The organism is Pseudoalteromonas luteoviolacea (genome assembly GCF_021654285.1).
GTDB classification, from domain to species: domain Bacteria; phylum Pseudomonadota; class Gammaproteobacteria; order Enterobacterales; family Alteromonadaceae; genus Pseudoalteromonas; species Pseudoalteromonas luteoviolacea_J.
On record NZ_JAKFZS010000028.1, the window covers coordinates 45208 to 67041 of the forward strand.

General features: G+C 44.4%; 19 protein-coding genes. 11 read left to right on the forward strand and 8 right to left on the reverse strand.

The genetic code is table 11. The features are described from left to right. Nucleotides 1-141: 141 nt before the first annotated feature. From glyQ to L1077_RS21395, 3 genes are all read left to right on the forward strand, one after another. The gene (gene glyQ, locus L1077_RS21385; protein ID WP_237138905.1) at nt 142-1041 is read left to right on the forward strand and encodes a glycine--tRNA ligase subunit alpha; all 900 of its coding nucleotides are present in this window, start codon (nt 142-144) and stop codon (nt 1039-1041) included. A 2-nt stretch (nt 1042-1043) separates the two neighbouring features. After that, a complete protein-coding gene (glyS, locus tag L1077_RS21390; protein WP_237138906.1) occupies nt 1044-3113 on the forward strand; it encodes a glycine--tRNA ligase subunit beta in 2070 nt (689 codons plus the stop codon). A gap of 65 nt (nt 3114-3178) precedes the next feature. Further along, nucleotides 3179-3631 (forward strand): hypothetical protein, encoded by a 453-nt coding sequence (locus tag L1077_RS21395; protein ID WP_237138907.1) that lies wholly within the window; start codon nt 3179-3181, stop codon nt 3629-3631. Between the two features lie 115 nt (nt 3632-3746). Here the strand turns inward: L1077_RS21395 and L1077_RS21400 are convergent, their stop codons facing one another. The 4 genes from L1077_RS21400 to fadB all read right to left on the reverse strand — a co-directional run bounded on the left by L1077_RS21400 (nt 3747) and on the right by fadB (nt 7875). After that, nucleotides 3747-3887, reverse strand: a complete 141-nt coding sequence (locus L1077_RS21400) for a hypothetical protein (RefSeq protein WP_237138908.1) — start codon at nt 3885-3887, stop codon at nt 3747-3749. 236 nt (nt 3888-4123) lie between these two features. After that, complete coding sequence (tusA, locus tag L1077_RS21405; protein ID WP_063360147.1) at nt 4124-4363, reverse strand: sulfurtransferase TusA; 240 nt, start codon at nt 4361-4363, stop codon at nt 4124-4126. A 181-nt stretch (nt 4364-4544) separates the two neighbouring features. Beyond that, nucleotides 4545-5711, reverse strand: coding sequence for an acetyl-CoA C-acyltransferase FadA (gene fadA, locus L1077_RS21410; RefSeq protein ID WP_237138909.1), 1167 nt, complete (start codon nt 5709-5711; stop codon nt 4545-4547). A gap of 1 nt (nt 5712) precedes the next feature. Next, the gene (fadB, locus tag L1077_RS21415; protein ID WP_237138910.1) at nt 5713-7875 is read right to left on the reverse strand and encodes a fatty acid oxidation complex subunit alpha FadB; all 2163 of its coding nucleotides are present in this window, start codon (nt 7873-7875) and stop codon (nt 5713-5715) included. A gap of 380 nt (nt 7876-8255) precedes the next feature. Here fadB and L1077_RS21420 point away from each other — a divergent pair, with 380 nt between their 5' ends. The 5 genes from L1077_RS21420 (at nt 8256) to L1077_RS21440 (ending at nt 14709) form a co-directional block, all read left to right on the forward strand. Beyond that, the gene (locus tag L1077_RS21420; RefSeq protein WP_237138928.1) at nt 8256-10124 is read left to right on the forward strand and encodes a transglycosylase SLT domain-containing protein; all 1869 of its coding nucleotides are present in this window, start codon (nt 8256-8258) and stop codon (nt 10122-10124) included. Nucleotides 10125-10229: 105 nt separating this feature from the next. Then, entirely contained in the window at nt 10230-11552 is a 1323-nt protein-coding gene (gene pepQ, locus L1077_RS21425; protein ID WP_237138911.1) for a Xaa-Pro dipeptidase, read from the forward strand. 87 nt (nt 11553-11639) lie between these two features. Continuing rightward, a complete protein-coding gene (locus L1077_RS21430; RefSeq protein WP_237138912.1) occupies nt 11640-12254 on the forward strand; it encodes a YigZ family protein in 615 nt (204 codons plus the stop codon). Between the two features lie 83 nt (nt 12255-12337). Further along, nucleotides 12338-13789 carry a TrkH family potassium uptake protein gene (locus L1077_RS21435; protein WP_237138913.1) on the forward strand — a complete coding sequence of 484 codons (1452 nt, stop codon included), beginning with the start codon at nt 12338-12340 and terminating at the stop codon, nt 13787-13789. 242 nt (nt 13790-14031) lie between these two features. Then, the gene (locus tag L1077_RS21440) at nt 14032-14709 is read left to right on the forward strand and encodes a flagellar brake domain-containing protein (RefSeq protein ID WP_237138914.1); all 678 of its coding nucleotides are present in this window, start codon (nt 14032-14034) and stop codon (nt 14707-14709) included. Nucleotides 14710-14756: 47 nt separating this feature from the next. Here the strand turns inward: L1077_RS21440 and trkA are convergent, their stop codons facing one another. From trkA to def, 4 genes are read right to left on the reverse strand one after another with little or no spacing between them, the layout of a single operon-like run. Further along, nucleotides 14757-16133: a Trk system potassium transporter TrkA gene (gene trkA / locus L1077_RS21445; protein ID WP_063360141.1), complete on the reverse strand. Its 1377-nt coding sequence runs from the start codon at nt 16131-16133 to the stop codon at nt 14757-14759. An 18-nt stretch (nt 16134-16151) separates the two neighbouring features. After that, on the reverse strand, nt 16152-17435 hold the full coding sequence (gene rsmB, locus L1077_RS21450) for a 16S rRNA (cytosine(967)-C(5))-methyltransferase RsmB (RefSeq protein ID WP_237138915.1): 1284 nt from the start codon (nt 17433-17435) through the stop codon (nt 16152-16154). Beyond that, the gene (fmt, locus tag L1077_RS21455) at nt 17435-18379 is read right to left on the reverse strand and encodes a methionyl-tRNA formyltransferase (protein ID WP_237138916.1); all 945 of its coding nucleotides are present in this window, start codon (nt 18377-18379) and stop codon (nt 17435-17437) included. The genes rsmB and fmt overlap by 1 nt, the downstream gene beginning before the upstream one ends. 31 nt (nt 18380-18410) lie before the next feature. Continuing rightward, the gene (gene def, locus L1077_RS21460) at nt 18411-18920 is read right to left on the reverse strand and encodes a peptide deformylase (RefSeq protein ID WP_237138917.1); all 510 of its coding nucleotides are present in this window, start codon (nt 18918-18920) and stop codon (nt 18411-18413) included. A gap of 116 nt (nt 18921-19036) precedes the next feature. On the opposite strand from def, the gene L1077_RS21465 reads away from it, so the two are divergent. Genes L1077_RS21465 through L1077_RS21475 form a run of 3 tightly spaced genes read left to right on the forward strand, consistent with a single transcriptional unit; the run spans nt 19037 to nt 21731 of the window. Beyond that, nucleotides 19037-20149, forward strand: a complete 1113-nt coding sequence (locus tag L1077_RS21465; RefSeq protein WP_237138918.1) for a LysM peptidoglycan-binding domain-containing protein — start codon at nt 19037-19039, stop codon at nt 20147-20149. Between the two features lie 26 nt (nt 20150-20175). Beyond that, nucleotides 20176-21255 (forward strand): DNA-processing protein DprA, encoded by a 1080-nt coding sequence (gene dprA / locus L1077_RS21470; protein ID WP_237138919.1) that lies wholly within the window; start codon nt 20176-20178, stop codon nt 21253-21255. A 2-nt stretch (nt 21256-21257) separates the two neighbouring features. Then, complete coding sequence (locus L1077_RS21475) at nt 21258-21731, forward strand: DUF494 family protein (RefSeq protein ID WP_063360135.1); 474 nt, start codon at nt 21258-21260, stop codon at nt 21729-21731. Nucleotides 21732-21834: the final 103 nt, after the last annotated feature.

The following is a 21834-nucleotide window of genomic DNA, read 5'->3' on the forward strand; positions in this document are numbered from 1 at the left end:
CTTTTTTTCGTTTTAACGCTTAATTCTGTGCACTGCACACGGTATACTGAGCATAATTTTCAATCATTAAAACTCAATTTTGCGCTATTTGATTTACTGCTAATTTGAGTCCCATGTACCAAATAAATATAAAAGCCAACTATGCAAAAATATGATATCAAAACCTTTCAAGGGTTGATCCTGGCTTTACAGGACTATTGGGCACAGCAAGGCTGTGTAATTGCACAACCACTAGATATGGAAGTTGGTGCGGGCACATTCCACCCGATGACTTTCCTGAAATCAATTGGTCCGGAGCCAATGTCGAGCGCGTATGTTCAGCCATGTCGTAGACCAACTGATGGTCGCTATGGTGAAAACCCGAACCGTTTACAACACTATTATCAATTCCAAGTTGTTCTTAAGCCATCACCGGATAATATTCAAGAGTTATACCTTGGCTCATTAGAAGCGCTGGGCATAGACACATTAACCCACGAAGTTCGTTTTGTTGAAGATAATTGGGAGTCACCTACATTAGGTGCTTGGGGTCTAGGTTGGGAAGTATGGCTAAACGGCATGGAAGTAACCCAGTTCACTTATTTCCAGCAAGTCGGTGGTATTGAGTGTTCTCCGGTAACGGGTGAAATCACTTATGGTTTAGAGCGTTTAGCCATGTATATACAAGGTGTGGATAGCATCTATGACCTAATATGGACAGATGGTCCTATGGGCCGTGTGACTTATGGTGACGTATTCATGCAAAATGAAATCGAGCAATCGACTTACAACTTTGAGCATGCAGACGTTGATGCGTTATTTAACCAGTTCGATCAGTGCGAAAAAGAAAGCCAAAAGTTAATCGAAGCGGGCTTACCATTACCAGCTTATGAGCAAGTAATGAAAGCGTCTCATGCATTCAATTTATTAGATGCGCGTCACGCAATTTCTGTGACAGAGCGTCAGCGTTATATCTTGCGTGTAAGAGCATTATCAAAAGCGTGTGCACAAGCTTATTTTGAAGCGCGTGAAGCACTTGGATTCCCGCTTTGTAAGGACTGATCATGACAACTGAAAATTTATTAGTAGAAATTGGTACTGAAGAATTACCACCAAAAGCACTGCGCAAGTTAGCTGAAGCATTTGCTCAAAACACTGCGGCGGAATTAGAAGCGCTAGAGCTTGCGCACCAAGGTGTGAGTTGGTATGCATCGCCTCGCCGTTTAGGTATTCAAGTAAAACAACTTGAGACTCAGCAGCAAGACAAAGTCGTTGAAAAACGAGGCCCAGCGATTAAAGCGGCATTTGATGCCGAGGGTAACCCGACAAAAGCTGCACAAGGTTGGGCACGCGGTTGTGGCATTGATGTTAGCGAAGCTGACAAGTTAGAAACTGAAAAGGGCGCTTGGTTACTTCACAAGGCGACTGTCAAAGGCCAACAGGCAACGGAACTACTGAGCGATGTCATTGCAAAAGCCTTAGCAAAATTACCGATCCCTAAGCCAATGCGTTGGGGGGCGAATAAAACGCAATTTATCCGCCCTGTGCACACGGTTGCAGCACTGCTAGGTAATGAGATCATTAAAGGTGAAGTACTGGGCAAACAGATCAGTAATGAGCTTCAAGGTCACCGTTTCCATCACCCGGCACGTACGACTTTAGCGCATGCTGATGAAATTTTTGATACCTTAAAGAAGGCATATGTCATTGCTGATTATGATGTGCGTAAAGCACAGATCCGTGCGCAGATTGAAGCGGAAGCTGCAAAACTCGGTGCGGTTGTGGCAATGGATGAAGACTTACTTGAAGAAGTAACGTCGTTAGTTGAATGGCCGGTAACATTGACCGCATCATTTGATGAAGCGTTCTTGTCTGTACCAGATGAAGCCCTCATCTATACGATGAAAGATGACCAGAAGTACTTTCCGTTATTGAATGACAAAGGGGAGCTGATCAATAAGTTCTTATTTGTATCAAACATTGAAAGCAAAGATCCAAGTGTAGTTATCTCAGGCAATGAAAAAGTGGTTCGTCCGCGTTTAGCGGATGCGCAGTTCTTCTTTGAAACAGATAAGAAGAAAACTCTGGAAAGTCGTTTAGAGTCGCTTGGCAGCGTTTTATTCCAAAAACAGCTGGGCACATTGAAAGACAAATCTGAGCGTATTGCTGCATTGGCAGGCTATATCGCTGATCAACTTGGTGCGGATAAAGTATTGGCAGAGCGCGCTGGCCTTCTGAGTAAAACAGATTTAATGACTGAAATGGTCATGGAGTTTACAGATGTTCAGGGCGTTATGGGTATGCACTATGCGCGCATTGACGGTGAAGCAGAAGAAGTGGCCGTTGCACAAAACGAGCAATATATGCCGCGTTTTGCAGGTGATGCGTTGCCGTCAAACCCAGTTAGTTTTGCCGTTGCATTGGCTGATAAGTTTGACACGCTAGTGGGTATTTTTGGTATTGGCCAAATTCCAAAAGGCGATAAAGACCCATTTGCATTGCGTCGTGCTGCCATTGGTGCATTACGTATCATGGTTGAGAAAGAGCTTCAGTTAGACATTTTAGACATTGTTGCTAAGGCACAAACCCTGTTTGGTGACAAGCTGACAAATGACAAGGTTGCAGATGATGTCTTTGAGTTTATGCTAGGTCGTTTCCGCGCTTGGTATCAAGACGAAGGGATTAGTGTTGATGTGATCCAAGCGGTATTGGCACGTCGTCCAGAACAACCGGTTGATTTCGATCGCCGTGTGAAAGCAGTTAGCCACTTCCGTACATTGGATGAAGCTGAAGCACTTGCTGCTGCTAACAAGCGTGTGAACAACATCTTGGCGAAGAATAATGTAACCAGCGATGCAGCAGTGTCGACTGAGTTATTGATTGAAGATGCTGAGAAACAACTGGCAGAGCAAGTTGCGGCACTGACTGAAGAGCTTGCTCCTGTATATGCACAAGGCGACTATCAACAAGCGTTGACGCGTTTGGCAAGCCTACGTGAAGCGGTTGATAACTTCTTCGATAATGTGATGGTTATGGCAGATGAGGAAGCGGTTAAGAATAACCGTTTGGCACTACTGAGCCAGTTGAGTCGCTTATTCTTAAACACAGCGGATATCTCAGTTTTACAAAACTAAGATAAAAATAATCTGTGAAGCCAGCTATGATGCTGGCTTTTTTATTGATAAAAAAGGTGAGACAAGTGCAAAATAAAATCGCGTTATCCATCTTAATATTATTAGGGCTTGCTGGCTGTGCTTCTCCACAAGTGGGAGAGAAAACGAGTAATGGTGTGAGCCAAGCGGAAGCGAAAGTCATTGATCGAGCTTTGTATCTGCGCGGTGATTTTAGTTTATGGGATGCCGAAGATATATACCAGCTTAAGCCTCAAGGGAATGGCACATATTCGGTTCGCGCTCGGTTTATGAGCCCAGGCAAAGTATATGAATTTAAAATCGCGGATGAGGCATGGAGCCAAGGATATAACTGTGGTTATCGCTACCAAAGCTTAGTAACACTCGGACAACCGCAGCCGGCCGATTGCAATACTATTTATAATTACTTTAGTTTTACACCAGATAAAAAAGGATGGTATCGCATCACACTAGATTACAGGGTGTCGCATAAGCCTGCTGTTTTAATTCAAAGAGACTAAAAAATAATACAATGTTGTTATGTAACGGGTCGATGCGAGCTTAAGGTGTGGATCTAAGTGTAGTCCTAAGTGAAACGGCAAGTTTTCGTGCTTGCCGTATAGCTAAAGTTTAATACTATTCAGGTTTACAAGGGTAATCACGAGACGCACAAACATGAACGCTGGCTCGACCGCCTGCGACTGCATTCGTTTGGGTTGGTTTGATAGCTTGAAGGTCTAGGTTTTTAATTTTTTTTGTTTTTAGCTGTAATTTCATATATTTTTCCTTTTACTTTGTTGTTTACCTATTTTTTAAACTACCGCATTGCTTTATAAAATAATTCATTGAATGCTCGGTGTGAGTTTACACATTTATGCACTACTGTGTGGGTAAACCTTTAAGTTTAATTAGGGGAGATGTGCAACAGTGCTATGAGATATGGAGCACTGAGAACACTATTTATGTAAAAGGTGACTTGTGGCAGAGGTTATCTCTGACTGGTTAAAAAGGGCTTATTGGCCCTTTTTAATCAAATATTGGTAGGGTGCTTGCGCGGTTTCTTGAGCAACTAATGTGTGATCCATAAACTCACAAAAGTTCGGTATATCGCGAGTGGTCGATGGGTCATCAGCCACGATTAATAATGTTTCACCATGATTCATTTTTCGCACCATGCCACGGATCATCATAACCGGTTCAGGGCAACGCAGCCCAACGGCATCTAATGTATGGTCGGCATTATCAAAACTCATAAAATTGCACTTAGCTATTATAAAAAAAGATATTTTAACTTGGCATGTATGAAGATTTAAAGAGGGCTGAGGTAATTTGTTAGAATAACTTGAAATTGAAAGAGGCGATAAAAAAGGCAAAGCCACACATCGTGACTTTGCCTTGGTTACCAAGTTGAAATGGGTGATGACAACAAGCGTATTAATTCACGCGTTCAAATACGGTGGCGATGCCTTGCCCTAAACCAATGCACATGGTTGCGAGGCCATATTTGGCATCTTTTTCTTCCATAATATGAATAAGCGACGTGCTGATCCTCGAACCTGAGCAACCCAACGGATGGCCAAGTGCGATGGCGCCGCCATTCAGGTTTACTTTTTCGTCGGCAACTTCCAGCAACCCTAGGTCTTTCATTACTGGCAGAGACTGTGCTGCGAATGCTTCATTCAGCTCGACTACATCTAGGTCTTCCACTTGAATTCCCGCTTGTTTAAGCGCTTTTTGGCTCGCTGGAACAGGTCCATACCCCATGATAGATGGATCGCAGCCCGCAACAGCCATTGATTTAACACGCGCCCTGATCGGCAGTCCAAGTTCTTTGGCTTTGCTTTCGCTCATGACGAGCATGGCAGACGCGCCGTCAGACAATGCAGAGGAAGTACCTGCAGTCACAGTGCCACTGGCTGGATTAAACACAGGACGTAATTGGCTCAGTCCTTCCAGATTAGTTTCAGGGCGGATAACTTCATCATGTTCAACCAATACGGGAATGCCATGTTCGTCATGCCCTTCGGTCGGTAAAATTTCTTTTGCAAAGCGGCCTTCAACACTGGCTGCGTGAGCGCGTTGGTGTGAGCGTACTGCAAATGCATCTTGCTGCTCGCGATTAATACCATGTAACGTAGCAAGGTACTCAGCAGTTAAGCCCATAACGCCAGCTGCTTGTGCTACCGAAGTTGAAAGGCCTGGGTGAAAGTCTACGCCATGGGTCATAGGAACATGACCCATATGCTCAACACCACCAATAAGGTAGGTATCGCCTGCACCTGTCATGATAGCGCGCGCTGCATCATGCAGTGCTTGCATGGATGAACCACATAATCTGTTCACGGTAACAGCGGGTACTGAATGAGGGATACCAGCTAGAAGCGCTGCGTTACGTGCAACATTAAAACCTTGTTCAAGTGTTTGTTGTACACAACCCCAATAAATATCATCAATGGATTCTGGGGCAACTTGTGGGTTGCGCTCAAGTAGGCCTTTCATTAGGTGTGCGCTGAGGTCTTCTGCACGACGATGCTTAAACACACCGCCTTTGGATCGACCCATAGGGGTACGAAGACAATCTACGATAACTGCATGTTCCATATTACTGGCCCTCCACTTGATAGAACACTTTACCTTCTGCTGCCCAAGCACGTGTTTGCTCAGAAACTTGGTAAATTTCACCTAAGTCAGCATATTTATCGGCCATAGCAACAAACTCGCTCAAACCAATTTGATCTAAGTAACGGAAAGCGCCACCTCTAAATGGCGGGAAGCCAATACCGTAAATGAGTGCCATATCTGCTTCTTGCGGTGAAGCGACAATGCCTTCTTGCAAACAAAGCAGTACTTCGTTGATTAGAGGGATCATGCAACGCTCAATAATGGTTTGTTTGTCGAACTGCTGCGCATCATTACAAATCTGACTCAAAAGCGTCAATGATTCAGGATCTTTACTCTTTTTCAAGCGGCCTTTTCTATCTGGCGCATATTGGTAAAACCCTTTTTGATTCTTTTGACCAAAACGCTCTGCATTGGCCAGTAAGGCAACCGGGTCTTTGTCTTGACGGGCCATGCGGGTTGGGAAACCCTCGGCCATCACACCTGTACAGTGATTGGCAGTGTCGATACCGACGACATCAAGCAGGTAAGCTGGACCCATAGGCCAACCAAATACATTTTCCATGACTTTGTCTATTTGACTAAAGTCAGCCCCTTCAACTACGAGCTTACTGAAGCCTGCAAAATAAGGGAATAAGACGCGGTTTACGAAAAAGCCCGGGCAGTCATTCACGACAATTGGCGACTTACCAAGTTTCAATGCGTAGTCAACAACCGCTGCTACTGTGTTATCTGAGGTTTTTTCACCACGAATGATTTCAACCAACGGCATCTTAGGTACTGGGTTAAAGAAGTGCATACCACAGAAATATTCCGGATTTTCAAGCGCGGTTGCTAATTCATCAATACGGATAGTAGAGGTATTTGACGTCAGTACAGTGCCTTTTGGTAACTGCTTTTCTAAATCAGCCAGCACTGCTTTTTTAACTTGTGGGTTTTCGACAACGGCTTCAACAATGATGTCTGAGTTTTCTAAATCACGTTCGTTGAGTGTTGGTTTTATTTTCCCAAGCGTGGCAACCATTTTCTCTGTTTTCATGTGGCCGCGTTTTACTTTTTTACCCAGTAGGCCGGCCGCTTCGCCCATGCCTAAATCAAGCGCAGCTTGGTTGATATCCTTCATGACAATCGGCGTGCCTTTGTAGGCTGACTGGTAGGCAATGCCGCCACCCATAATACCAGCACCGAGTACAGCCGCTTGCTTAATATCAAGTTGGCTTGCTTTGGCTTGTTTTTTGGCAACGCCTTTAATGTACTGGTCCGCTAGGAAAATACCGGTTTGCGCTGCCGCTTCTGCCGTTTTGGCTAGCTTTGCAAAGTTGGCATTTTCGATTGCCATAGCCTCTGTGCGAGTCTGGTTAGCGGCCGCTTTGATGGTTTTGACTGCCATCACTGGCGCAGGGTAGTGGCCTTTGGTTTTTGCCATGACCATGCCTTCTGCCATTGCAAAGCTCATGCCTTGCTCGACACGATTCATCTTTAAAGGCTCAAGTTTAAGTTGGCGCTTTGCTTGCCAATCGAGCTTACCATCAATGGCTTGTTCTAGTGTTTTTATCGCGGCGTCCATTAATTTATCCGCTGCAACAACGGCATCTAATGCGCCGACTTTAAAGGCATCGGGTGCGCGATTTTCCTGACCGGTTGAAATCCAAGTCATGGCATTATCTGCACCAATCACACGAGGCAATCTCACGGTACCACCAAAACCCGGCATAATTCCAAGCTTGACTTCAGGTAAACCGATTTTGGCATTTGGGGTTGCAATACGATAATCGGTAGCAAGTACCCACTCACATCCGCCACCCAGTGCTAGGCCGTTGATGGCAGATAGAGTTGGAAAAGGTAAATCTTCAATCGCATCGAATACGTCAGTGGCATCTTTGATCCAACTTACGAGCTCTTGTTCAGGGCGATTAAAGGTAGGTAAGAATTCGAAGATATCGGCGCCAACAATAAAGTGGTCTTTATCACTGGTAAAAACTAGGCCTTTTACATCATCACGTGTGCTGAGTTCAGCTAGTGCTTTGGCACAGTCTTGCAGGGTTTGTTGAGAAAGTTTGTTGACCGAACCGGGCAGACAAAACTTAAACTCAGCAATATTGCCTTTGCAAAAATCAACTACAAAGGACTCGCTTTTGATTAACATACTTGTTCTCCGTGACACTGGTACGATGAGTTGTCATTTCATTCAGTGTGGCGTCTTTAAATGAAAATTGCAATGAAAAATTTACCGCAGATTTACTGTAAAGCATAAATTGGGATGTTAAGGTGGCTAAGTGCATAGATTGGACTAAGGTGTTTTAAGGTTTACGCATTCAGTTTATTTAAACCTTCAATCATGCATAACTTGATTACGAGTAGGGCATAGGTGCTGCTCAAGACTGCTCTGGTGCAGTTTAATTAAGAAAGTACTCAGCTTTTGTCTTTAAACACGGTTTTTAAATTAGCTGGGTCTGGATATACAACGCATTTATGTAAGTATAGGTCGCCATGAAATTACGGATCTCTCGGTTTTTTAGTACGGGTATGTGCGCTTTTTTCACTTTGTTAAGTACCCAAGGGTATGCGCAAAAGCCCCATCAAGATTTTATACAAGCTGAGCGAATAGCTTGGTCAGGAAATTACACTAAATTTAAACATGCACTGGATGAGCTCGATCATCCATTGAAGCCTTATGTTGAGATGACATTTTATAAACGTCATCCCAGATTAAAATATCAAGCAGAAATTAGTCAGTTTTTATCTGTCTATGACCACACGCCCTTGGATTGGCCTGTGCGCAAAAGCTGGCTGAACTATTTAAAAAAGCGCGGTAAGAAAGCGTTATTTATTGAACATTATCAGACAACAAATAATGCAGAGTTAAAATGTACATATTTGCAGTTTCAACTGGATTTAGGCGCGCCTAAAAAAGCCATTTTAGATCAAGTTGAACCTTTGTGGGTGGTGGGCAAGTCACAACCTAAAGCCTGTGATAAGTTATTTTCACAGTGGCAAAAAGCAGGTTACCGCTCACAAGCGTTAATTTGGCAACGCATTACCAAGGCAGCACAGGGCGGTCAAACCTCGCTAATTAAGTACTTAAAAACCTTGTTGCCAAGTAATGAAGCGTATCTTGCAGATTTATATGTGGCGGTGCGCAGAAACCCAAGCGCGTCAGCAGGGTTGTATCGTTATAAACAACGCAGTCAAAAAGAAAGTGAAATCGCGGTGTATGGCGTCAGACGACTTATTTGGCGAGACCCTAAGTTGGCGCTAAGAGCGTGGGATAAACTGCAAGACATGTTTGAATTTAGCCAAGCGCAGAAAGACAGCGTTGCTTATCGCTTTGCGCTGGCTTTGGCATCAAAAGGGCATGAGCAAGCGCGTTTTTGGTTAAATAAAGTACCAACTGAATTACAAGATGTGAAGCTCCGTCAATGGCTGATGAGTAATATGCTCAAAGAGCAAGATTGGGAAGGGATCGCGGCACTGTTCACAGGTATGGATAACTTGAGCAATGGGCAAGCTTATTGGCTCGGTTACAGCTACTTTAAGCGCGGAGACTCAGCCAAAGCGACCTCACTTTGGCAGTCACTGGCCAGTAAGCGAGATTATTATGGATTTCTGGCAGCGGCGCGACTGAATTTACCACCGTCAATGAATGCGCAGTCACTGGATGTCAATGAGCAAACGTTAGCGAATGTGTCACAAGCGCCCGGCTTTAAACGGGCAAAAGCACTGTATGAGCTGGAGCGTTTTACCCACGCTCGTAGAGAATGGAACTATTTAACTAACACTTCCAGTACTGAGGAAAAGCTTGCTGCATCGATATTGGCTGCAGAATTAGACTGGTATGACAGCACCATTTACACCTTAGCGCAGATTAAAGCATGGAACTATGTTGATTTACGCTTCCCGATGGCGTTTGACAGTTTATTTGAACGTTATAGTGAACGAAATCGGGTTGATCTTGCTTGGAGCTATGCGGTGGCACGTCGTGAAAGCAGCTTTGCACCAGATGCGAGATCCTCTGCTGATGCTTATGGCTTGATGCAAATGCTGCCGAGCACAGCCCGTTACGTGGCGAAAAAGCGTGTCTCTAAAAAGCAGTTGATGACTCCGTCTATAAATATTCGTCTTGGGACGGACTATTTGGAGTATTTAAAGCGTAAAACCAAGGGCAATGAGATATTGGCGACTGCTTCTTATAACGCTGGTTATCACAGAGTGAAGCGCTGGGTACCGGATGAAGCCATGCCAGCTGAATTATGGATTGAGCTTATTCCATATCGAGAAACTCGGGACTATGTGAAAAATGTGATGGCGTATCGACAGGTCTATCATACCAAGCTTGGTCGAGAGGGGAATGTGTTGGCAGGGATCTTGGATATGAGTATAGGCGGCAAACGTTAAAGCGTCGTGCTGTGACGTCATTTCAAGGAGTTGGCATGGCATCGTTTTTGAGACGGTGCTATGTTAGACTCAAACATAATTGAACAGAACTAATATGGGTACACTGTGGACACATTAGCAAATTTGTATGCAGAGCATATCACTACGCTTCAGGCGCGTACTAAAACCATCGTTGAGCGCGAAGGCCTAGATGGCTTAGTTATTCATTCCGGTCAAGCTAAACGCCAGTTTTTGGATGATATGTATTATCCATTTAAAGTTAATCCGCAGTTTAAAGCTTGGTTACCGGTCATCGATAATCCACACTGTTGGTTAGTGGTCAATGGCGTAGATAAGCCTAAATTGATTTTTTATCGTCCTGTGGATTTTTGGCATAAAGTCCCTGATGAACCAAGTGATTTTTGGGCTGAGCACTTTGATATTACGCTGTTAGTGCACCCTGAGCAGGTTGAAAAACTACTGCCTTACGACAAAGAGAAGTTTGCTTATATCGGCGAATACCTCGAGGTCGCGCAAGCGCTTGGTTTTGGTCAAATGAACCCAGAGCCAGTAATGAACTTTCTGCATTATCATCGTGCTTATAAAACACAATATGAGCTGACCTGTTTGCGTGAAGCTAACCGCATCGCAGTGCTTGGCCACCAAGCTGCCAGAGATGAATTTTATGCGGGTGGATCTGAGTTTTCTATTCAGCAGGCGTATTTGAATGCCACTGCACATATGGAAAATGATACGCCTTACGGTAACATCGTGGCGCTCAATCAGCATTGCTCCATTTTGCACTATACACATTTTGAACGTCAGGCACCGAGCAAGCATTTATCGTTCTTGATTGATGCTGGTGCTAATTTCAATGGCTATGCATCAGACATCACGCGTACCTATGACTTTGCTAAGCAAGGGCAATTTGCAGAAATGGTAGATGCGTTAAACCAACATCAAATAGCCCTTGGTAATGCACTTGAGCCGGGTAAACTGTACGGTGATCTACACATTGATTGCCATCGTCGTATAGCGCAAATTTTGTCTGACTTTAAAGTGGTGAACTTAGGTGCGGATGAGATTGTTGAGAAGGGCATTTCATCGACGTTCTTCCCACATGGATTGGGCCACCACATTGGTTTGCAAGTACATGATATGGGTGGCTTTATGGCTGATGAGCAAGGTACACATCAGGCACCACCTGAAGGGCACCCGTTCTTACGTTGTACAAGACGCATTGAAGCTGGGCAGGTATTTACCATTGAGCCTGGTTTATATTTCATTGATTCATTACTCGGTGATTTAGCGAAAGGTGAACACGCGCAGCATATCAATTGGGATAAGGTTGACCAGTTTAAGCCATATGGCGGGATCCGTATTGAAGACAACATTATTGTTCACGAAGACCGTCTTGAGAATATGACGCGCGATCTTAACTTAGATTAATATGTTGGTGTGTCGTATTGGTTCAAGTGCGGCTCAGCTTGTTTAATAAAAGGAGTCGAAAGGCTCCTTTTTGCTAGAAAATACTTTATGTCAGAATATAAAATCCCAACTGAAACCATTTCACACCACGAAGAAATCAAAAAAAGTACGTTTTTGGTGCATGTTGCGCATACCCCTACAGTGGACGATGCAAAAGCATTTATTCGCAGTATTAATGACGCATACCCAGATGCACGTCACAACTGTTGGGCGCATGTGGCTGGGGCTCCAGGAGGCAGTCATGTTTTAGGTTTTTCTGATGATGGTGAGCCGAATGGTACGGCTGGAAAACCCATGTTGAATGTCTTAATGGGTTCTGGCATTGGTGAAGTTACTGCGGTGACGACGCGTTATTTCGGGGGGATTAAACTTGGAACAGGTGGTCTAGTTCGAGCTTATGGCGGCACTTTGAATAATGCCTTGAATGTGTTGACGACCGCTGTGAAAGTACCTGCAGCAATACTCATTGGAGAGTCCGACTATGCGCTGCAAGGAGTCATTGAGCAGCATTTAGCTAGCCAGTATCAGGTGCTGAATATCCAACATACGTTTACAGCAAATATTGGCTGGCAAATAGAGATTGATGCCCGAGAAGCCAAGCTGGCCATTCAGTCAATATTTGATCTGACCCACGGTAGTGTGGCAATGAAACTACAAAAGTAATTGCTTTGTCGGGTTATGAGGTTTACTAACGCCCAAGTGTATTAGACAATCAAGTTTAATCATAACAACAAGCGATCTGCGTTATGCAATTTCGTACCATTATAAAAATTCTTGGCCAACTCGTCGCACTGTTTAGTTTGACTATGGTGCCGCCAGCACTGGTGTCTTTGATCTACAAAGATGGTGGTGGTGTGCCTTTCGTTTTGGCTTTTATCTTTAGTGTCTTAATTGGTCTGATGGCCTATTACCCAAACCGAAAAGAACGCGGTGAACTCAAAGCCCGAGAAGGCTTTTTGATTGTGGTGTTATTTTGGTTGGTACTGGGATCGTTTGCATCCGTACCTCTTATATTTCTCGATGAACCTAACCTCTCTTTTGCCGACGCGGTATTTGAAGCGTTTTCTGGATTAACAACCACAGGTGCTACGGTCTTAACCGGAATAGAGTATTTACCAAAGTCAGTACTGTTTTATCGTCAACAGTTACAGTGGCTCGGTGGCATGGGGATCATTGTACTTGCGGTCGCCGTGCTGCCTATGCTTGGCGTTGGTGGGATGCAGTTATATCGTGCAGAAACACCGGGGCCGGTAAAAGACTCGAAAATGACGCCGCGTATTGCCGATACGGCAAAACACCTTTGGTACATTTATGTGGCTCTGACCGCAGCGTGTACAATGGCGTATAAATTTGCTGGAATGGGCTGGTTTGATGCCATTTGTCATGCGTTTGCGACCATTGCGATAGGCGGCTTTTCTACGTATGACGCGTCGATTGGTCACTTTGATAGCCCGATGATTAACTTTATCTGTGTGGTGTTCTTACTCATTGCGGCGATTAATTTCTCGTTGCATTATGCGGCGGTGGCAAGTCGCAGTGTGCGAGCATATTTACGCGACCCTGAGTTTAAAGTCTTTCTGTTTATTCAACTGGCGCTGGTGGTAATCTGTTTTGCGGTATTGTCTTCAAATCAAGTGTATAGCGATGGTGATGAGACGTTAGATCATGCTTTATTCCAAGCAGTTTCAATCAGTACAACTGCGGGTTTTGCAACCGATAGTTTTTCAGCTTGGCCGCTGTTTTTGCCTATTTTGCTGATTTTTTCCAGTTTTATTGGCGGTTGTGCCGGCTCTACTGGTGGGGGGATGAAGGTAGTTCGGGTGTTTTTACTGTACTTGCAGGGGATCAGAGAGCTAAATCGTTTGGTACATCCAAGAGCCATCTATTCTATTAAGTTAGGTAGAAAAGCCTTACCAGACAAGGTGGTTGAAGCGGTATGGGGGTTTTTCTCTGCCTACGCTTTGGTGTTTGTGATCATCATGATCGCGCTACTGGGCACGGGGCTTGATAATATCACCGCGTTTTCTGCAACTGCTGCTTGCCTTAATAACCTAGGTCCTGGCCTGGGAGATGTGGCGGCGCACTATGGTGATATCACCGATACTGCTAAGTGGATTTTAACGCTGGCGATGGTATTTGGACGCTTAGAAATATTTACTCTATTAGTGTTATTCACGCCAACGTTCTGGCGTGGCTAGTTTTCTGAATATTGAATTTATGCCAAGGCAAGGGTGCCTTGGCAACGCGCTTTAGGGCTGCGCTTTTTACTCCCTCCAAAAGTCTGATGATGGGCGCTTAAACCCATCATCAAGTGTGAAATCCCGTGTAAAAGTTAAAGTTTTTTTATATCTAGACGATAATTCATAGTAATTATGCGTTGGCGTCATATAGGGGCGTCATACTGCTAAAATAAACAATGGAAGCGTTAGAGGTATTTAGCATGACTATACAAGAGTTGGCAGAAAATCGTTTGCAGGTTTTACAGATGCGAGCGGGAAGTATTGTCGATATGGAGATTGTACTGCCAGCCAATCGCAAGCGGATCAAAACAGAGTTTGTTGGTGCGCTTGAGAATCAATTTATTATTTTAAACCACCCTAGCCATCAGCGCTTGGGGGCGGCAATGGATTATGTCAAAGAAGGCACAGAGGTGATTGTACGTGCTTTACCAGAGGAAGGTGATGGACAAATTATCGCATTTAAAGAAACCATTAAATCAGTTACCACGCACCCAGCCAAACTCATCTACCTGTATTATCCTAACGAAGTACAAACCTATAAACTACGTGCTCAGACGCGCATTCCTACTTTGATACCTGCGGTACTAAATGTAGAAGGTAAAAGTGAAGTGGGTGTCATCAAGGATATTTCTTTGGCGGGTTTAATGTTTGATGTTCAGAAAACGCATTTGCCAGAAGAGTTAAAAGAACTGTCTTGTGAAATTTTAATTGAAGGCAAAGATGCAAAAAAACTGACGCTTGTTGGTAAAGTGTGTCGAGTGAAAGAAAACCAAGAAGACGTTGTGTCATTGGGGATTCACTTAGAAAGCCAAGATAAGCAAGTGCAGGCGATACTTAAAGACTATTTAATTGATATTTCTGTACTGGGTAACGAGTAGCCCTGTGTGATGACGAGATGGCGCACACTGGCCATCTCAGATACACGTTATACGAATAGCGCACTGACTTGGAATAACTTTTCCACAACACCAATTTGCTTTTTATCGATTAAGAACATGATCACGTGATCACCTGACTCAATCACTGTGTGATCATGGGCTATCAGTACTTCCGAGTCTCTCACTATCGCACCAATGGTAGTGCCGTGTGGCAACCTAATATCACGGATAGCTCGACCCACAACTTTGGAAGTGTTTTCATCGCCGTGTGCGACGGCTTCGATGGCTTCTGCAGCTCCCTTACGAAGCGAGTAAACATTGACGATATCACCGCGGCGAACATGAGTGAGGAGTGCCGAAATCGTGGCTTGCTGAGGTGAGATTGCGATATCAATTTCACCACCTTGCACAAGATCAACATAGGCACTGCGTTGGATCAGTACCATGGTTTTTTGCGCACCCATGCGCTTGGCCAACATGGCAGCCATGATATTGGCTTCATCATCATTGGTGACCGCAATAAACACATCCACTTGTTCGATATGTTCTTCAGACAGAAGCTCTTGATCAGAGGCGTCACCACAGAATACAACTGTGTTATCAAGCATTTCAGAAAGCTGAGATGCGCGACTATGATTACGTTCAATCAGTTTTACACTGTGATTTTTTTCTAACGAGCGAGCAAGGCCTGCACCGATATTACCACCACCGGCTATCATGATTTTTTTATACGATTGCTCAAGTTTTTGCAGCTCATTCATGACTGCGCGGATGTGTTTAGTAGCGGCGATAAAGAAGACTTCATCATCCGCTTCTATCACGGTTGTGCCCAGTGGCTTGATTGCTTTACCTTGACGGTAAATTGCAGCGACTCGAGTATCAACATTAGGAATATGCTCTTTCAGTGCTGACAGTGCATAACCAACCAGTAAGCCACCATAATAGGCTTTGACCGCGACCAGTGACAGCATGCCATCTGCAAATTGCAGTACTTGCAGTGCGCCAGGGTAATCAATTAATCGACGAATATACTTTGTGACCAATTGCTCAGGTGCAATGTAATGATCTACGGGGAGGTCATCGTTGTGGAATAGTTTTTCGCGATAGTCTAAATATTGCTCGGATCGGATCCGAGCAATTTTTGTGGGCGTATTGAAAATACTATAGGCGACTTGGCACGCAACCATGTTCACTTCGTCGGAACTAGTCACAGCAATGATCATATCGGCATCTTCGGCACCCGCTTGCCTAAGCACTTCTGGGTGCGCACTATGTCCATTGACGCCTTGCAGGTCATATTTATCCTGTAGTTCACGTAAACGCTCACCATCGATATCAACGACCGTGATTTCGTTTTGCTCACCAACGAGGTTTTCTGCCAGTGTACCGCCAACTTGTCCAGCGCCTAAAATAATGATTTTCATAGCTTAAACTTACAACGTTTAGAGTTTTTGCAACTTGGCGTAATAGAAGCCATCCGTGATGCCAGGCAATAATTGTAAGCCAGGCTGTTCTACCTTGTCTTGTGCATGCAAAGCAATATGCTGTGCATCGTCTGTGCGTGATAAGAAAGCACTGATCTGCTGGTGGTTTTCTTCCGGCAATACAGAGCAGGTCGCATAGACTAAAGTACCGCCTGACTTGAGTAATGGCCAGATGTTATCCAGTATTTTGGCTTGTAACGCAGCCAGTTCATCAATGTCTGCTGCGCGTCTTAACCATTTGATATCAGGGTGACGACGGATCACACCAGTTGCAGAACAAGGTACGTCTAACAGAATACGATCAAATTGCTCGCCTTGCCACCAGCTATCAGGTTCATCGGCAAGCCCATGCACGCACTGTGCCGTTAATGACAAGCGATTAAGATTATCGGTGACGCGCTCTAAACGCTTCTCGTCAGCATCTAATGCAGTGACTTGGGCATCTGCAAGTTCTAATATATGACAGGTTTTTCCACCCGGTGCTGCGCATGCATCTAAGATATTATCTCCATCTTGTGGTGATAATAAGCGGGCTGCCATTTGTGCCGCTGCATCTTGCACAGAGCTTGCACCCGTTGAGAAGCCTGGTAATTGTGTTACATCTACTGGGTGCTCAAGTAAAATACCATCGGGGTGAGATTCATCCAGAGTATAGTCAATGTCCGCTTTATCTAGTTGCTGAGCGTAGGTATCCGTATCGGCTTGACGCTGATTTACACGCAGCCACATAGGGGCTTGTAGCTGATTGGCTTCTAGAATGTCAGACCAAGTATCTGGGTAAGCAGCTTGAATCTTTTTAATAAACCAACTTGGGTGATTGTACTGACAGACCATGATTTCATTTGCACTTTGCTCAAGAGTTGCCTGCTGACGTTGAAAGTTGCGCAGTACTGCGTTGACTAGGCCTTTCATGCCTGGTGCACCTAATGACTTAAGTGCATTAACAGTTTCTGCTACCGCCGCATGAGCGGGGACGCGCATATGCTGAAGTTGATAGATACCGACATAAAGCAAAAACTGAAAAACGCGACGCTTGCCTCGTAATGGTTGATCAAGTAACTGCTGACAATAGTTTTCAAGGCTCGGCAAATAGCGCAGCACGCCGTAACACATTTGCTGCAGTAAAGCGCGATCTTTGACTGGTAGCTTTTGGCTAGCATAAGGCAATTGCGCTGTGAGTGACTGGCCTTTATCGACGACTTGAAATAGTGTTTGTGCCGCGAGTGCGCGTACATTCGCCATTAGGCACCTACCTTATTGCCTGGTGTTACCCATTCAGCACGACCATTTAAAAAGTCTTGCGCTGACATTGGCTTTTTACCCTGCGGTTGCAGTTGGGTGATTTGTAAGGCATGGGTGCCACACGCAACGACAATACCTTGTTTGTCTGCGCTTAACACTGTACCGGCCTCACCTTGCTGTTCGACGACATTGGCTTGCCAAATTTTCACTGCTTGTGACTGCATTTGTGTAAAGCACATCGGCCACGGATTGAACGCGCGGATATTACGCTCAATTTGCTCGGCTTCCATTGTCCAATCAATGTCAGCCTCTTGCTTAGAGAGCTTTTGTGCGTAGTTTGATAGGGTATCATCTTGCGCTTCTGGGGTGATGTTACCCGCTGCGAGCTTATCTAACGTTTCTACCAATGCAGACGGACCTAACTCTGCGAGTTTTGCATATAGGCTTGCACTGGTTTCCTGCGTATCGATTGGACATGTGGCGATATGTAGCATGTCACCGGTATCTAAGCCTTCATCCATTTGCATGATGGTCACACCGGTTTCTTTATCCCCAGCCCAAATAGCACGTTGAATAGGGGCAGCACCACGCCATCTTGGCAAAATAGAGCCGTGTACGTTAAGGCAGCCAAGTTTAGGCGTATCTAAAATGGCCTTTGGCAGTAGTAGTCCATAGGCAACCACAACCATGACATCAGCATTTAACTCAGCAAGTTGTTGCGTTGCTTCGTCGTTTTTTAGAGAAGCGGGCTGGATAACTGGCAGGTTATTCTCTAGAGCGAGTGTTTTTACTTCACTGGCTTTTAGTTTTTTTCCGCGACCAGCTGGTTTATCTGGTGTACTGTACACTGCAACAACTTCATGATGGGAGTCGAGCAATGCTTGAAGGTGGCGTGCAGCAAAATCTGGCGTGCCCGCAAACACGATACGTAAAGGGGTATTCACGAATAATCTGTCCAATAAAAAATGTGTATGATTACGCTTTAGCCGCTAGGCGCGCTTCTTTTTCAATTTTCTTTTTGATACGTTGGCGCTTAAGAGGCGACAGGTAATCAATGAAAAGCTTGCCTGCAAGGTGATCTAACTCATGCTGTACACAGTTTGACAGCAGTTCTTGCGCATCAAATTGGTACTCTTCGCCATTTTCATTGAGGGCTTTGACGGTCACTTTCTCAGCACGGTCTACTTTTGCATATGAGTAGGGTACAGATAGACAGCCTTCTTCGCAGACCATAGTCCCTTCTGTGGCGATGATTTCAGGGTTGATCAAAACATATGGTTCATTGCGTTCTTCTGATACGTCGATCACCACAATACGCTGATGAATATCAACTTGTGTTGCTGCTAAACCAACGCCATTTTCTTCATACATGGTTTCTAACATGTCTTTGACGATTTGACGTATTTCATCATTTACTTCTTCCACCGGTTTTGCCACTGTACGCAAACGCTCGTCTGGAAATGTAAGCACTTCTAACTTTGCCATGGATACCTTTTACAGTCTGTATAAATGGGGTAATGTATGCTCTTATTTTAGCCATTCACGTTCCCCTTTAACAGGTTTTGGTGGATAATATCTAAAAATAACTCAAGGAATTCGGAATGAAATCTCAAATTGCAGCCTTATTACTGGCAGCTTCAGCTGTATTCCCTACGATGGCCGATACTTTGACGGTTAAATCTGACGCGCCCAAGCGGTATGTGGTTAAGAAGGGTGACACACTATGGGATATTTCGAGTTTGTATTTAAATAGCCCTTGGAAGTGGCGAAAGCTTTGGCATCAAAACCCGCAAATTGATAATCCGCATTTGATTTACCCCGGTGATATCTTATCGCTCGGACAAGATGAGCACGGAAATCCGATATTAGTAATTGACAAAGGGGTAAGAAAATTATCTCCACACGTGCGTATCATAGCAGAAAAAGGCATGGCAATACCGACGTTACCTCTTTCGGTATTAGAACCTTACTTAAGCTACGATCAAGCACTTGATCAAGATGACATTGATGCTTATCCCATTGTGCTGGGCGCCAACAAAAATTTTAAAATGAGCATTACGGGTCATTTGCTGTATGTAAAAGGCAATCTCGTTCGAGGTGGAAATTATGGTATTTATCGTCGGGGCAGTGCTTATAAAGATGGCCTAAAAACATTGGCATATGAAACCATCTTGGTGGGAACTGCACGCGCTTTGAAAGCGGGAGATATTTCTGAAGGGGTGCCAAGTACTGTAAAAGTTGAAGCGGTTAAAAGGGAAATTAAAGCGGGTGACTTTTTAATACCATTGCCACAAGGTCAAGATTTTAAGGCGACTTTTAAAATGAGTAGGCCTACGAAGGCGGTTGATGGCACCATTATCGCCAGTAGCAATCAACACAGTGAATTTGGCCCGATGTCTGTTGTGGTGCTCAATGTCGGCAGTAAGCAGCATCTAGTTGAAGGCAGCGTACTGGACATATTACGCCAGTCTCCGACAGTCGTAGAGCGTAATGGGATGCCAAAATATTTAGAAGACTCTAGCAGTCTTGATAAGCTCGTAGGGGAAGTTGGCTCTTGGTTTGGTGAGGAAAACAATGAGGATAGCACTGTATGGCATATGCCCAGTGAAAAAGTGGGTGAGCTGATGCTATTCAAAGTTTATGACAATATCAGTTACGCGATGGTGATGAAAGCGATTCAACCAGCTCAGATAGGAGACAGCGTAACGAATTAATATAAACACTGCTTCAAGGAGGGAGCATGGCACATTTATCATTAAGAGAAGCTGTGGCTTTATACCTATGTCGTGGCATCGGTGTGAGCACCATCTTGGCGCTAAAACAAAAGATAGCGCTATCTACGCTTTTTACGTTGCCCAAACCTGCACTTTGCCAGTTAGGGCTGAGTGACCACCTAGCACAGCAACTGGTCACTATAGATTGGTCCAAAGTGGATCGTATTCTTGCACAGTGTGTGTCTTCAAAAATTCAAATTATCCATTACTTTGACACCCATTATCCTGAGTCGCTAAAACATATTTGTAGTTCACCTTGGGTGTTATTTTGCCGTGGCAACAGTGAGCTGTTGCATCAACCTCAAATCGCCATTGTCGGCAGTCGCAGTGCTTCTCGATTAGGGATGGACAATGCTTATGACTTTGCTAAGCAACTGGGAGAAGCCAATTTTGTTATCACCTCAGGCATGGCAAGAGGCATTGATGGCGCAGCACATCGTGGTGCACTGCAAAGTGTGCGGGGAACGATCGCGGTGTTGGGCACGGGTGCAGATGTGATTTATCCAAAGCGTCATGAGGAGCTGTATTGGCGGATTGTCGAGCAAGGCTTGATAGTCAGTGAGTTTTTACCCGGTACAAATCCTCATGGAACTAATTTTCCAAGGCGCAATCGAATTATATCAGGGCTCTCTTTGGGCGTGTTATTGGTAGAAGCTGAGATAAAAAGTGGTTCACTGGTCACTGCGCGTTATGCCATTGAGCAAAATAAAGAGGTATTTGCTATCCCAGGCTCCATTCGCCACAGTTTATCAGAGGGGTGCCATTTTTTAATAAAGCAGGGAGCAAAGCTGACGGAAAATGTCAGCGATATTATCGAAGAGGTGAGCTTTTTACCCGAAAACAGTCTATATATTATAGAAAGTGAGAAAAAACAGGAGGCTTGCCTCGTTTTGCAAAATCTCGGTTATGAGGTAACTGACGTTGATACCTTAGCACAGAGGACCCAGTGGCCAGTAGAGCAGGTACTTGCCAGACTATTGGACTTAGAGCTTGAAGACAAAGTAGAACGTGTATTAAACGGCTACATCAAATTAGCGAGGGGTTAAATATGTTTGATATCCTGATGTATTTATTTGAAAACTATATTCACAGCGAAGCGGATATCTTCGTAGAGCAAAATCAGTTAACAGATGAGTTAGTTGGCGCAGGCTTTGATCAATCAGAAATATATAAAGCCTTGGATTGGTTAGAGCAACTAGCAGATCTTCAACACAGTGACGAATTTCCTTACTTAAACGCAAAACCAGACTCAGCAATACGCATTTATACGGCTGAAGAGTGTCGAGTACTCGATGTAGAATGCCGAGGTTTTTTAATGTTTGTTGAGCAAATAGGCGTGATTGATAGTACGACCAGAGAGATGGTCGTTGACCGCATGCTGGCACTCGAAAAATCATCTATTTGTTTGGATGATTTGAAATGGGTGATTTTAATGGTGTTATTTAATGTACCTGGAAAAGAGCATGCTTATGCACAAATGGAAGACTTAATCTTCGAGCAACCATCAGGGTTGCTACACTAACAATGCCTGCGGCATATTTGAGCTATTAATGTGCCGTAGCAAATTCATGTCCTCAGTTTTTCTAATTCTTTCAAATGCGATTATCTTAACTAATATATGTGTA

Excerpts from the sequence above, each read along its gene's own strand:
- glyQ (WP_237138905.1), top strand. The coding sequence starts at position 142 with ATGCAAAAATATGATATCAAAACCTTTCAAGGGTTGATCCTGGCTTTA.
- glyS (WP_237138906.1), top strand. The coding sequence starts at position 1,044 with ATGACAACTGAAAATTTATTAGTAGAAATTGGTACTGAAGAATTACCA.
- L1077_RS21400 (WP_237138908.1), bottom strand. The coding sequence starts at position 3,887 with ATGAAATTACAGCTAAAAACAAAAAAAATTAAAAACCTAGACCTTCAA.
- tusA (WP_063360147.1), bottom strand. The coding sequence starts at position 4,363 with ATGAGTTTTGATAATGCCGACCATACATTAGATGCCGTTGGGCTGCGT.
- fadA (WP_237138909.1), bottom strand. The coding sequence starts at position 5,711 with ATGGAACATGCAGTTATCGTAGATTGTCTTCGTACCCCTATGGGTCGA.
- fadB (WP_237138910.1), bottom strand. The coding sequence starts at position 7,875 with ATGTTAATCAAAAGCGAGTCCTTTGTAGTTGATTTTTGCAAAGGCAAT.
- L1077_RS21420 (WP_237138928.1), top strand. The coding sequence starts at position 8,256 with ATGTGCGCTTTTTTCACTTTGTTAAGTACCCAAGGGTATGCGCAAAAG.
- L1077_RS21430 (WP_237138912.1), top strand. The coding sequence starts at position 11,640 with ATGTCAGAATATAAAATCCCAACTGAAACCATTTCACACCACGAAGAA.
- L1077_RS21435 (WP_237138913.1), top strand. The coding sequence starts at position 12,338 with ATGCAATTTCGTACCATTATAAAAATTCTTGGCCAACTCGTCGCACTG.
- L1077_RS21440 (WP_237138914.1), top strand. The coding sequence starts at position 14,032 with ATGACTATACAAGAGTTGGCAGAAAATCGTTTGCAGGTTTTACAGATG.
- trkA (WP_063360141.1), bottom strand. The coding sequence starts at position 16,133 with ATGAAAATCATTATTTTAGGCGCTGGACAAGTTGGCGGTACACTGGCA.
- rsmB (WP_237138915.1), bottom strand. The coding sequence starts at position 17,435 with ATGGCGAATGTACGCGCACTCGCGGCACAAACACTATTTCAAGTCGTC.
- def (WP_237138917.1), bottom strand. The coding sequence starts at position 18,920 with ATGGCAAAGTTAGAAGTGCTTACATTTCCAGACGAGCGTTTGCGTACA.
- L1077_RS21465 (WP_237138918.1), top strand. The coding sequence starts at position 19,037 with ATGAAATCTCAAATTGCAGCCTTATTACTGGCAGCTTCAGCTGTATTC.
- dprA (WP_237138919.1), top strand. The coding sequence starts at position 20,176 with ATGGCACATTTATCATTAAGAGAAGCTGTGGCTTTATACCTATGTCGT.
- L1077_RS21475 (WP_063360135.1), top strand. The coding sequence starts at position 21,258 with ATGTTTGATATCCTGATGTATTTATTTGAAAACTATATTCACAGCGAA.